Source organism: Desulfopila aestuarii DSM 18488 (assembly GCF_900143695.1).
Classification (GTDB): Bacteria; Desulfobacterota; Desulfobulbia; order Desulfobulbales; family Desulfocapsaceae; genus Desulfopila; species Desulfopila aestuarii.
In genome coordinates, this window is sequence record NZ_FRFE01000013.1 from 85,994 (window position 1) to 98,594 (window position 12,601).

Annotated in this window: 12 protein-coding genes; 7 read left to right on the forward strand and 5 right to left on the reverse strand. The window is 53.3% G+C overall.

The annotated features are described in order from the left end of the window. The first annotated feature begins 186 nt into the window (after positions 1–186). Entirely contained in the window at positions 187–882 is a 696-nt protein-coding gene (locus BUF15_RS13770; RefSeq protein ID WP_073614090.1) for a FadR/GntR family transcriptional regulator, read from the forward strand. Between the two features lie 14 nt (positions 883–896). After that, a complete protein-coding gene (locus BUF15_RS13775) occupies positions 897–1,691 on the forward strand; it encodes a sulfite exporter TauE/SafE family protein (RefSeq protein ID WP_073614092.1) in 795 nt (264 codons plus the stop codon). A 56-nt stretch (positions 1,692–1,747) separates the two neighbouring features. On the opposite strand, the gene BUF15_RS13780 is transcribed toward BUF15_RS13775, so the two are convergent. Then, positions 1,748–4,111, reverse strand: a complete 2,364-nt coding sequence (locus BUF15_RS13780; protein WP_073614094.1) for an SLC13 family permease — start codon at positions 4,109–4,111, stop codon at positions 1,748–1,750. Positions 4,112–4,392: 281 nt separating this feature from the next. Between BUF15_RS13780 and BUF15_RS13785 the strand changes: the two genes are divergently transcribed. Next, complete coding sequence (locus BUF15_RS13785; RefSeq protein WP_073614096.1) at positions 4,393–4,776, forward strand: PA2779 family protein; 384 nt, start codon at positions 4,393–4,395, stop codon at positions 4,774–4,776. A gap of 14 nt (positions 4,777–4,790) precedes the next feature. Then, a complete protein-coding gene (locus tag BUF15_RS13790; RefSeq protein ID WP_073614098.1) occupies positions 4,791–5,717 on the forward strand; it encodes a PA2778 family cysteine peptidase in 927 nt (308 codons plus the stop codon). 136 nt (positions 5,718–5,853) lie between these two features. Here the strand turns inward: BUF15_RS13790 and BUF15_RS13795 are convergent, their stop codons facing one another. The 3 genes from BUF15_RS13795 to BUF15_RS13805 all read right to left on the reverse strand — a co-directional run bounded on the left by BUF15_RS13795 (position 5,854) and on the right by BUF15_RS13805 (position 8,761). Next, a complete protein-coding gene (locus tag BUF15_RS13795; protein WP_073614100.1) occupies positions 5,854–6,414 on the reverse strand; it encodes a nitroreductase family protein in 561 nt (186 codons plus the stop codon). 94 nt (positions 6,415–6,508) lie between these two features. After that, on the reverse strand, positions 6,509–7,912 hold the full coding sequence (locus BUF15_RS13800) for an MFS transporter (RefSeq protein ID WP_073614102.1): 1,404 nt from the start codon (positions 7,910–7,912) through the stop codon (positions 6,509–6,511). A gap of 168 nt (positions 7,913–8,080) precedes the next feature. Further along, entirely contained in the window at positions 8,081–8,761 is a 681-nt protein-coding gene (locus BUF15_RS13805; protein WP_073614104.1) for a DUF2293 domain-containing protein, read from the reverse strand. Positions 8,762–9,195: 434 nt separating this feature from the next. Between BUF15_RS13805 and BUF15_RS13810 the strand changes: the two genes are divergently transcribed. The 3 genes from BUF15_RS13810 (at position 9,196) to BUF15_RS13820 (ending at position 11,912) form a co-directional block, all read left to right on the forward strand. Then, complete coding sequence (locus BUF15_RS13810; RefSeq protein WP_073614106.1) at positions 9,196–10,239, forward strand: energy-coupling factor ABC transporter permease; 1,044 nt, start codon at positions 9,196–9,198, stop codon at positions 10,237–10,239. Positions 10,240–10,341: 102 nt separating this feature from the next. After that, entirely contained in the window at positions 10,342–11,154 is an 813-nt protein-coding gene (cbiQ, locus tag BUF15_RS13815; RefSeq protein WP_073614108.1) for a cobalt ECF transporter T component CbiQ, read from the forward strand. Further along, the gene (locus BUF15_RS13820; protein WP_073614110.1) at positions 11,151–11,912 is read left to right on the forward strand and encodes an energy-coupling factor ABC transporter ATP-binding protein; all 762 of its coding nucleotides are present in this window, start codon (positions 11,151–11,153) and stop codon (positions 11,910–11,912) included. The genes cbiQ and BUF15_RS13820 overlap by 4 nt, the downstream gene beginning before the upstream one ends. Positions 11,913–11,923: 11 nt before the next feature. Here BUF15_RS13820 and BUF15_RS13825 read toward each other — a convergent pair whose 3' ends face one another. Next, positions 11,924–12,547 (reverse strand): LysE family translocator, encoded by a 624-nt coding sequence (locus BUF15_RS13825; protein WP_073614112.1) that lies wholly within the window; start codon positions 12,545–12,547, stop codon positions 11,924–11,926. Positions 12,548–12,601: the final 54 nt, after the last annotated feature.

The window sequence follows — 12,601 nt, forward strand, 5'->3', positions numbered from 1 at the left end:
CGGAACACACTCACCATACGGTGCCGGTTGCTGTAACAGAGAGCGCTCCTGCAACCGGCACCACTTTTCCTGCCCTCCCGGCACCAAAAACCTGCATTGTTCGCCAGTTTAACCACCTAACACCTCTTGACAAAATAGTACCGATACGATATTGGTTGGACCAATTCACCTTTTGCGGAGCGAGCAATGTCAATACATCGCCATGATGAAATAGTCCAGATGATCGAGGACCTGATCCGAAGCGGAGAACTGCGTCCAAGCGACAGGCTACCCGCCGAGCGGCACCTGGCCGAGTCATGCAAGGTATCGCGCAACACAATCCGGGAAGCCATAAAGGTTATGACGGAAAAAGGGGTTGTCGTCAGTCGCAGAGGCGCAGGCACCTATGTCTCCGAAGGTGCCCTCGCCTGCATAATCGATGGGGCGGCCCGAAGACGCAAAAGGCTGCAGGAGGTTTTCGAGTTACGGAAGATTCTCGAACCGCAAATAGCCGCTCTTGCTGCCCAACGCATCACTGCTGCTGATCTGGCTGAACTGGAAAAGGTACTATCCCGCCAACGGAAAGCTGTCGAACACGGCCGCGATCAGGTGGAACTGGATGAGCACTTTCACCGTCTCATAGCTCAAGCAGCCGACAACAGCCTGCTCGGTGAAGTGTATGAGACGCTGCATGAGGTATTGGCCGAAAGTCGGGTGCGCGAGCTCCAAAGCCCGGAGCGAAACAGACTCTCCCTCAACCATCATGAGAAAATCGCTGGTGCATTACAGGATCACTCTCCGGAAAGGGCTGCAGAAATGATGCGCCAGCACATGGAGCAGGTCGAAAAAAACCTGCAGCACCAAAACACCATAGAATCGCTTGACACATTCCCCACATTTTAAAGAGACAAAAAACAATGACAATTTTCCTGATGTTCCTTCTGCTTGGTTCCATTGCCGGCATTCTTGCCGGACTTCTCGGAGTAGGCGGCGGTCTCGTTATTGTCCCCATGCTCACCTTCGCCTTTACTATTGAAGGAATTCCCCATGAACATATCCTCCATATGGCTCTCGGAACCTCAATGGCGAGCATTATCTTCACCGCAATCTCGAGTCTCAGAGCCCATAATCGGCGCGGCGCGGTTATCTGGAAAATCGTGACCAGGATAACGCCTGGCATTCTGGCCGGCACCTTTTTCGGCAGTTGGATTGCCGCCCAGCTCTCCACCAACTTTCTGAAAGTATTCTTTTCACTGTTTCTGCTCTTTGTCGGAACCCAGATGCTGCTCGACATGAAGCCCAAAGCCACACGGGAAATCCCTGGAAATGCAGGTATGTTTGGTGCCGGTGGTATTATCGGTATTTTCTCCAGCCTGGTCGGAATAGGTGGCGGCACCCTGTCTGTACCCTTTATGCTTTACCATAACGTCACATTACACCGAGCCATAGGAACCTCGGCTGCTATCGGTCTGCCCATCGCCATAGCGGGTACCCTCGGATATATTACCAACGGCTTCGGGGTGAACGGTCTGCCGTCAGGAAGCTTTGGTTACATTCACCTGACCGGACTCTGCGGGGTAGCGATGGCCAGTATCTGCACAGCACCCCTCGGCGCACGCCTCGCCCACAGCCTACCGGTGAAAAATCTGAAAAAAATCTTTGCAATACTGCTCTATGGTGTCGGTCTGAAGATGCTGATTGGCGCTTTGTAGACAGATTGCCAAACAGACACCCAAACGGCGACATGTGACCCGCAGACTGCCATTCATCACGTCATGGGCCAGAAAATCGGGATCACGATCATCAGAACGACGAGGATCACAAGGGTAAGCGGAACACCAACTTTCACATAGTCGATGAATCTATACCCACCTGGACCCATGACTAGGACATTGGCAGGATGCGATATGGGTGAAGTAAAACTTGACGAGGCGCTCATGGCAATACCCATCATCAGCGGGTAGGGAGAAATGCCAAGTCCTGCCGAGGTCTTCAGGGCAATAGGCACCATCAGCACCACCAGGGCGGCAGTGGGGATAATACTGGTGGCAAGAAAAGTGATGGAAAGCAGCCCGAACAGCACCCCATAAGGCCCCATTGGACCAAGCAGAGCAATAACGCTTTCGGCCACCATAGAGGCGGCACCGGTCTTATCAAGCGCCACACCAAGCGGCAGCATACCGGCGATGAGAAACACCGCCTTCCATTCGATATAGCGATAGGCCTCATCCATGGTCAGACAGCGAGTTAATACCATGCAGGCCGCGCCGATCACCACGGCGATATAGATCTGCACCCAGCCAAAAATGACCGGTACCAGCACCGCCCCCATGATAGTGAGCGCAGTGACCGCTTTTTCCTCCCGGGCAACTTCCTGCACTTTTTCAGTGAGCACCACAAAATCCGGCTCTTTACCAAGCACCGTCAGTTTCTTCCACGGCCCAAACAGCAGGAGGGCATCGCCCAGCTGCAACTGCAGGTCCCTGAGACCAGTTCGCACCACCTTCCCTTTTCGCCACACCGCCAACACGGTCAGGCCAAATTTTTCGCGAAAGCTGAGCTCCTGCAGGGTCTGTCCGCCCAAAACCGAATAGGGTGAGAGAATCACCTCGACCAGTCCCACCTGATCGTTTTCCAGAATCGAAATATCGGCCACTTGCTCCTGATTGCGATCAAACACCGCCTCCAGCCCCTGCATCAAGAGAATTGCCACTAAATCAGACATACCCCAGACCACCAGCCTGTCACCAGGCTCAAATATCACATCTGAAGAGGGAACAATCGTTGTATCGTCTTCCCGGATAATTGCCAGGATCTGCACATCGAGGGCATCGCCCAGACAACTGTTTGACACCGTCATTCCCAGAAGACGTGAAGAATTCGGGATACTGAAAAGCCGCACCTTCCCGCCGAGCTCGTCATCATTTTCCACATCAACTGCGTCAAGGATGACCGGCACCAGCTTGGCCTCGCTCCCCGCCAGGTCATCAATGGAGTGTACCGGCCCATGCACCACCAGCACATCGCCAGCCCGCAGATGCTGCGACTTGACATTCTGGGTGATACTGCGTTCGAAACGGCGAATCTCCAGGACATTCAGCCCGTATTTATTACGAAAACCAAGCTCGGAAAGGGTCCTGCCCAACCAGGGACTGTCGCCACTTAACTGGATCTCGGCCACCTCCATCCCGAAACCTGTGAGGATATGCTCATGGGAGTGCATACTTGAAGAAAGCAGCTGGCCCCAGTTGTTCATCTCCTGAATGCGGTCGAGGCGCCCTTCAACGATCAACTCATCACCCTGGTTGATTTTTTCATGAATATCAGGAGCGAGTGAGGTCTGTCGACCTCGATTGATACCGATCACATTGAGGCCAAGGCGGGAACCGAGATGGCTTGATGCCAGGGTATGGCCAATGAGAGCAGACTTTTCAGGTATACGGATTCGAAACAACCGTTCCTGAATGCGGTACTGAGTGAGCACCTGTTTTTCCGTAGTCGCACCTTCGGCAAATGCGCCCTGCCTGGGCAGCAGGCGGGGGGCGACAAACGCCATAAACAGCATCCCTACAACCATGACCACAAGCCCCACCGGGGTAAAGTCAAACAAACCGAACGGGGTCAGGCCGTTGGTGCGAAGCGCCTCACTTACCAGAATGTTGGGCGGTGTGCCAATCATGGTCGTCAAACCGCCGAGCAGGGAGCCAAAAGCCAGGGGCATCAGTAACAGTGACGGCGGCCTTCCGGTTTTCCTGGCAATATCCATAACTACCGGCAACATCAGCGCTGCTACAGCAACATTGTTCATAAAGGCCGACAATACCCCGGCAATGGTCATGATGATGAGCAGTATCCTGACTTCACCGGTCCCCGCCACGCGGAGCAGATTCCTGCCAAGGATGTTGGCGATACCGGTCCTGGTGAGTCCGCCGGAGAGGATGAACACCGCCCAGATGGTCACCACCGCCGGATTGGAAAAACCGGCCAGGGCCTCGGTCGGACTCACCAGTCCTGTCACAGCCAATACTCCCAGCACCAGCAGAGCCAGAACCTCCAACGGCATGATCTCCGTCACCAGGACCGCAATAACAACGATCAGGATGCCAAAAACGAGTAGTATTTCAGGTGTCATAGTTATCTCCACATCTCCGTGTCTTCATTTATGAGGACAGCACCAACCTATCTGCCTCTGGACAGTACCTGATAGTCGGGAAGCACGCAGCTTTTTCACCGAAAACAAATAAATGTTGCCCCATTGGCTCGCCAGGTGTACATCTACGGCGATGGGTAAAGGCCTATTTTCACCGCTCTCACCTGGTAGTCGACATGCCAAAGCAGCGCTGCCTCCAGCAGACAGGCACCATCTCCGTTAAGACCACACATCGACCGATTCTTCCTGCAAGGAGCATATTGATGAACACACAGTTGAAAAAATGTATCACGTTCTTCGTTCTTTTTCAGTTTTTCCTCATTTCTGGTCTTTTACCTGCAACCAAGGCCGAGATCATTTCCACTCAGACGTTCATTGAGTCATCGGCTGCCAACCAAACTCGAAATGAACTGCAGACCATCATTGCCCGCGATGATGTGCGTGGTGAACTCATCCGTCTTGGTGTTGATCCTGCTGACGCCGAACAGCGCTTGGCACGCCTTTCCGCCGATGAGTTGCAGCAGCTTCAAGGAAAAATGGATGAGTTGCCAGCAGGCGGAAGTGTCCTGGCCCTTGTCGGCGCTGTTTTTCTGGTCCTGCTCATTCTGGAGATTGTTGGTGTCACCAACGTTTTCAACAAAATATAATTTTTGCAAAGGTGATGCCCGTCAGTATTAACAGAACAAGACGAAAAGAGAAAACGCTGGTCAACAGGAATCTATTTTTTTTTCGGCCAGCGAAAGTACTGGTGATCGTACTGCTCTGTATAGCAAGTCTTCTCACCGGTTGCAGTCTGCCCAGATCGGTAACGACTGACGGGGCGACGGTTGAAATCGAGCTGAACACCGTCCCCTTCTTTCCCCAGGAGGAGTACCAATGTGGACCGGCTGCCCTTGCCGCGCTTCTGGTCAGCTCCGATGTAGTGACCCTCCCCGACCTCCTGTCCCCGGCTCTTTATATCCCTAAACGCCATGGCACCCTGCAGCTGGAAATGATCGCCTCAATCAGGAGCTTCAACCGGGTTCCTTACCAGCTCCGACCTGAAGTTGACGACATCGTCGGTGAACTCCGTGCCGGTCGGCCGGTACTGGTGCTGCAAAATCTTGGCTTGAATATCTGGCCGGTTTACCACTATGCGGTGGTGATCGGTGTACTGAGAAATGGTAGCCTCATCCTCCGCTCCGGCACCACTGAACGGCTTATTATAGAGAGAGACACCTTCCTCAATTCATGGGAAAAAGCCGGGCAATGGGCGATGGTTGCACTCAAAGGAAACGAGTTGCCTGCCGATCATGACCTCGCGCGCTACCTCTCGGCCGTGAGCCGGATTGAGGCCATCGGCAATTCGCAACTCGCCGAAGAATGCTACAAAACCGTATTAACCCGCCATCCCTACAATGACTTGGCGGTTTTCGGCCTGGCCAACACCATGTTCGCCCAGGCCAACTTTACCGCCGCCGCCACATTTTACAGCTATCTGCTCCGCCGTGATCCTACACGTGCTGAGGCAGCCAACAACCTGGCAGAATCACTGGCCGCCCTCCACTGCTACCAGTTGGCGATCGAGCTACTCGATCGATTCCTCTGACCTTCGCTCGGGCAGTCAGGGCTGACTGCCATCCTCAACAGAACCCGTGAGAATATTGACGCCCGAGCATCAGAGGAACCGCCCGTCAATCCGGCATGTGAGACGCTTCACGGGCTGATTGATTTTTGAGGCCGCTTTAGTCCTTTTGGCCTTTGCCAAAACACTCATAATGGGTGAACTCACTCACCTCCCGCCGCTTGGGTGCTGACGGCGCATGATCGGGATAACCCATGGGGATAAGCGCCACAACTTCGTACTTCTCGGGAACCTGCAGCAATTCCCGTACTTTCTCATGATTGAAAAAACCGGCAACCACCGAGCCCAACCCCTCACTATGGGCAGCCAGGCTGATGGTCTGGGTAAACAGCCCGAGATCGAACATCAACCAGTCGCCAAGCATTGTCGACTGTTCACCTTTATAAAAACCCGACTTCTGTTTTTCGCCACAGATGGCAAGAGTGAGGGGCCCGCGAGCCATAGCAAGAGACGCGGGATTCTTGGGGGACAGTTCTGCCGCCAGCTTCTCTAATAATTGTGGTTCTGTCACCGCAATCACCTCCCAGCACTGGGTGTTTGCCCAGGATGGTGTCCAGCGGGCCAGCTCGAGTATCCTATCAAGCTTTTCCTTTTCAATGGATTGTGATTGAAACCGGCGGATACTTCTTCGTGTGGTGACGAGCTCAGTGAAACTCTGCATTCATTTTCTCCTTACGTTATTGCGACATCTAGGGAAACACAGGCAAGATCCGTTACTATTTCCCTGAGGATGCCTTGAGTGAGAGTGGTTGCATTTATTTCGGGTTATTTTTCGCCCGCATTGAGCCACGGGAAAAAGAAAAGTAGACTCCTGCCGCACAGAAGCAGGCGGAGATGATGAACACCGTCTTAACCGACAGAAGAAAGCGGTCATAATTCTCCGGCGCAATTGCTTCCCGCCCGACCAATATGGCCAGCACCACTGTTACCACCGCCATACTGAACATCTGGCCCAAAAGGCGCATGGTAGCAACCAGACCAGAGGCAAGTCCATACTGACGTTTCTCCACTGCCCCCATCATCGCACTCATGTTGGGTGAACTGAACAGGGAAAAACCGGTACCAAGGAGGATCAGGTTGGCAATAATGAAACTGGTCGGAGTGGAAGGCCCTAGGCGACTGAAAAGAAAGACACACAGTACGGTGATGGACATCCCGGTCGTGGCCAGGATACGCGGTTCAATCCGGTCGGAAAGCCGACCAGCCAAGGGCGAGAGCAGAGCCATCATCACCGGCTGAGCCATAAGGACACTACCGGCAGTTTGTGGTGACATCCCTTTGATATACTGAAGATAAAGGCTCAGCAAAAAGGTAACACCGAAGGTAGCAGAATAGTTCAACAAGGCGGCATAGCTCGAATAGGCAAACCCCTTGTTCGCAACAAACAAGGTCACATCAAAAACAGGGTAATGACTCCGTCCCTGCTGTTTGACAAAGAGAGCCAAGCCGACAATACCACCGATCAACAGGCCCGCCCCCGTAGCAGTAAGCAATCGGGTTGCGCCATACACCACGGCCATAATAGCCACTCCGTAGAGGATACAGCCAAATATATCAAGCTTCTGGCCCGGCTCACCATACCACTCGCCTTTTAAAAAACGGAAGGTCAGGTAAAGTGAAAGTAATCCAAAGGGGATCATTAATAGAAATATCGACCGCCATCCCAGATACTGGGTGATATAACCGCCGGCAAAAGGACCGACAGAAAGTCCCACATAGACCGCAGCTACATAGATACCAATGACCCGACCACGCCTCTCCGGCGGAAAGATGGAAGTAAGAATGGCCATACCTGTCGTGAGAAACATGGCTGTCCCAAGCCCCTGCACCACCCGCAAGCCTATCAGCATCGAACCACTGTTGGAAAATGCTGCCAGCCCAGCGCCGATGGTGTAGACCACCAATCCCGTCCCAAAAACACGCTTTCGCCCTTTGATATCGGCAATTTTCCCGGCAGGCAGCAACACCACCGCCACCGCCAGCAGATACGAGGTGGCGATCCAGCTGAGCTGCACGGCATTCATCTGCAGTTCTGCTTGAATGGTCGGCAAAGCGACGTTCACCGAGGAGATCATGAACGGGGCTATAAACGAGGTAAGAGTGGCAACAAACAGGGCCGAACGTTCTAAAGACTTATCAGCTTGCGATTGCTGTTCCATGCAATTCACCGAGATAGAGGAGAGAGCCACCGGAGTCGGGCCACTTACCCACCGGCTTGCATTACGTGGTTCACACGTCTGTCCTAAGGTATTCCCTTAACGACCCGCCGACAACAGAAAACTGCGGCAAGTGTTGGTGAATGATGTCAAATGGATATAAGAGGCGGATCAAACCGGTTTGATCAAGGCCCGATAGAGCGGGCAATTGGGATCAACGACATTCCCCCGGCGGTAACTGTCGAGCAGGGCATTGGAGCGCTGGGCCAGCATTCTCCGAACCTCCCGGCGTTTTCCTTTGATCCGGGCAATGCTCATCCGATCATAAGCCGTGGTATTATGCCGCATCCAGGCGATAACCGCCGCCTGCACCCGTTCGGCAACCGGGATGCACTCGGTCCTGGCCACTGTACCCGAACCCACCGGGGTGGCATGCTCGGTCACTGCCCGGGCAAGTTTTTCTGCAAAATCCTGATGGTCTGGGTGAAAAGCGAGAAAGGTCAGGGTCTCACCATAAAAGTCCTCAACATAGGCCTGCTGCTTTCTTGCCCGCCGGTCCCTGTCGGCCGCCAGTCGTTTTTCATATTGCGGAGTTGCCCGCTTGGCCTCGACTTCTTTTTTTGCCGCAGCAACATTTTCACCAGGTGCCCAGATGCCTTTTTTGATATTGCGGCGCCCCATCTGCACCTGCACCTGCCAAGAAACCCCGCGGCTCTTGACGTTTCTGGTCAGCGGACCGTCGCCGGCGGCCAGATAGACCCAATCGGCGGGAGGCACAAGCACTTCACCTTCTTCACTTACGACGGTACCTTTTTTATAACCAAGACTCACGATTCTGTTTTTTGTGGGCATGAAGATATTACCTCAATGACGTATTCTATGACCTATCACAACGACAAGACTCCGGCAAAACACGAACAGAGTCTACTTTTTTCAAGCGCCCGGCATCCTAAACGACTTTTCCGGGCACCACAAGTGTGGACCCCAATGCCCATAGAACAGAAAGGCATTTCCTGACAAAAACCCATCGGGGTTTGATACTATTTTATTATTTCCATCCAGTTACATATACAATCGAATCGCAACAATTGATGCTCTTAGAGCAAGAGCAAAGGGAAATTCCTCAAGTCACACATTTTCATTTGACACACGATTTCATCTTTTGTACTACTATCTCCGGTGTTACAAATTATCCGCGCGTGTTACCACGGATGTCCACACTGTCCTGAGTTGTTACGAAAACCGTTGTTATCAGCTGTATTCATTAACTGCAGGAGAACATTATCATGCATATGGCAGACGCCTTACTCTCCCCCGCTGTCGGTGGCACCATGTGGGTTGCAACCGCCGGAACCATCGCACATTGCGCCAAGAAGGTGCAACGCGATCTCGATGATCGGAAAATACCGCTCATGGGCGTTCTCGGCGCCTTTATCTTTGCTGCCCAGATGATCAACTTCACCATTCCGGCAACCGGCTCCTCCGGCCATCTCGGTGGCGGCATGATTCTCGCCATACTCCTGGGCCCATACGCGGCATTTCTGACCATCGCCTCTGTACTTACCGTCCAGGCCCTCTTCTTCGCCGACGGCGGACTGCTGGCACTCGGCTGCAACATCTTTAATCTTGGGATATTTCCCTGTTTTATTTCCTACCCTCTTATCTATAAACCTATTGCCGGACGGCGTCCTTCACCTACGAAAATCGCCATTGGCGCAACACTAGGTGCTGTGGTCGCTCTCCAGCTCGGGGCACTTGGCGTGGTCGTCGAAACTGTGACCTCGGGTATTTCATCCCTTCCCCTGAAACCCTTTCTTTCGGTCATGCTGCCGATTCACCTGGCCATTGGCCTGGTTGAAGGACTTGTCACCACTGCTGTTGTTTCCTTTGTCTGGAAGGCACGTCCGGAAATCCTTGAATTGACTGCAGCCGCAAAACCTCTTGGTGCACTGAACCTTAGAAATGTTCTGGCGGGCCTGATGGTCGCAGCAGTCGTCACCGGCGGCGCTCTTTCCTGGTTCGCCTCCTCTTCTCCAGATGGCCTCGAATGGTCGATGTTCAAGGTTACCGGCAGTGAAGAGCTGGATGCTCCTGAAGAAGGTGTCCATCACACTCTTGCCACCCTGCAGGAAAAGACCGCCTTTCTTCCCGATTACGGTTTTAAACAGAGCAGTCCTACCGAAAGTATTGAAAATAGCGAGCCAGAAACATCCAGCTGGCCGATGATTGATAGCGGCACCAGCACCTCAGGTCTTGTTGGCGGCATTCTCACCCTGATGATGGCTGCAGCCCTCGGTCTCCTTTTCAAAAGGCGCGCTCACACCGTATAATTCTTGCAGAAGTCTCATCCACTTGTCATCAACGGGCAGTGGTGGTAATGTGCCACCTCTGCCCGTTTTTCATTGTCGTATCCATCATGAGGGACTCTTGGTATGGCCAAAATCGAATCAGCGTTTTTTGATCTGAGCTATCTCGATGCTCTGGCCCGTCGTAACACCTGCATTCATCGCCTCGATCCCCGGATCAAGGTCATAGCAACTGCTGTTTTTGTCATCTGTGTTGTGTCGTTTCACAAATACGCCATCTCCGCCATGCTGCCCTTTGCCCTCGTTCTCGTACTGGTGATGGGGCTGGCAGAGGTCCCTGCCAGCTATGTGGCGCGAAAACTGCTGATTGTCTCGCCCTTTGCGGTTATGGTGGGGATCTTCAATCCCCTGCTCGATCACCAGCCGCTCATGCAGCTTGGCCCCATCGTCATAAGTGGCGGCTGGATCTCCTTCTTCTCTATCCTGCTCCGTTTCAGTCTGACGGTGAGCGCGGTGCTGCTGCTTATCGCCAGCACCGGTTTCAATGCGGTTTGCATGGCCATGGTCAAGCTCGGCATGCCCCGCATTTTTGCAGTACAACTGCTGATGCTCTACCGTTATATCTTCGTGCTCGTCGACGAAGGAATTCGTATCCATCAGGCCCGCGCCCTGCGCTCGTTTCAAAAACGGGGTCTTTCCATGAAAACCTTCAGCCATCTAGTGGGCCAGCTACTCCTCAGAACCCTGGACCGGGCCCAGCGCATTCATCTGGCCATGCTCTGTCGTGGGTTCGACGGTACCATCCGCATTCAGCGCGTCTTTACAATTACCAAAGGCGATCTGTTCTTTCTCGCCAACTGCTGCACAGTACTCTTTCTTCTCCGCTATTTTGATCTGCCGCTTTACATCGGCCGATTGCTTACAAGGTTGCTATCATGAGCCATCATATTGTCGAAGTTACCGATCTCACCCACACCTACCCCGACGGCACCATGGCAGTACGCGGTATCTCGTTTCGGATTCATCACGGTGAGTCAGTGGCTGTGGTCGGGGCCAATGGTGCCGGCAAATCAACCCTTCTCCTTCACCTGAACGGCTATCTCACCCCGCAGCACGGCTCGGTGCGAATCGGTGATTTCCCCCTAACCAAAGCAACTGTGCAGGATATCAGGAAGACAGTCGGCATGATATTCCAGGATCCCGACGATCAGCTGTTCATGCCAACCGTCTACGATGATGTGGCTTTCGGACCATTGAACCTGGGATTGCCACCGGAGGAGGTGGAGATTCGGGTGCAGGACGCTCTTGTCCGCACCGCAGTTGCCCATCTACGGGAAAGGCCGCCCTATAAGCTCTCAGGCGGTGAAAAGCGGGCGGTGGCGATCGCCACAGTACTGGCCATGACCCCGGACATTTTAGTGATGGATGAGCCGAGTTCCAATCTTGACCCTCGCGCGCGCCGCACCCTTATCGAACTTCTGGCCGGATTTCATCACACCAAGATTATCGCCACCCATGATCTGGATATGGTGCTCGATCTGTGTGAACGGACCATCGTTATCCATGAAGGCACTATCATGGCAGACGGCCCGACACTGGATATTTTCAACGACATGGAGCTTCTTGCGAGAAGCCATCTGGAAAAACCCTTCCGGCTTCAGGGCTGCCCTATCTGTAGCGGCGAGTTGTCACGGTAAAGGGTTTGCGCTCATTTATGAGCCGTCATGAGTTTTACCGCCAGAACCATAAAAATCGACCCTGCCGTTCTATTGAGGATTTTCCCTGCCCGCTCCGAGCGTGCCAGCCACTGGCCGAAGGTCCCAGCCAAAAGACTTACCGCGCCAAAGATAAGAATGGTGGAGACGATAAAGACAGCTCCCAGAATCAGCATCTGAAAAACAATACTTCCCCGGGCAGGATCGACAAACTGCGGCAGAAATGCCATGAAGAAGATCGAAACCTTGGGGTTGGTGACATTCATGATCACCCCGCGGCGATAGAGTTTTCCCATACTGAGTTGCTGGACCGAACCAACGCCGTTCACACCACTGGCCTTAAACGAGAGATACGCCAGGTAGAGAAGGTAGGCCGCCCCCACCCCTTTTAAAAGATTAAAGGCCAGCATCGAGGTCTGAAAAATTGCAGCCACCCCAAGTGAGACCGCCGCTGTATGAACAAGAATACCGGTACAGAGCCCTAAAGTCACTATCAGCCCGGCACGCCGTCCATGCTGAGCCGACTGGGCCAGGACGAAAATATTGTCTGGTCCGGGGGCTAACGCCAGCAAGAGCGATGATGTGAAAAAGAGCAGGAACGTCTCAACAGGAATCATTTTTCCCTCCATAAAGCATACAAAAGGGGCAGACCGGAATAACCGATCTGCCCC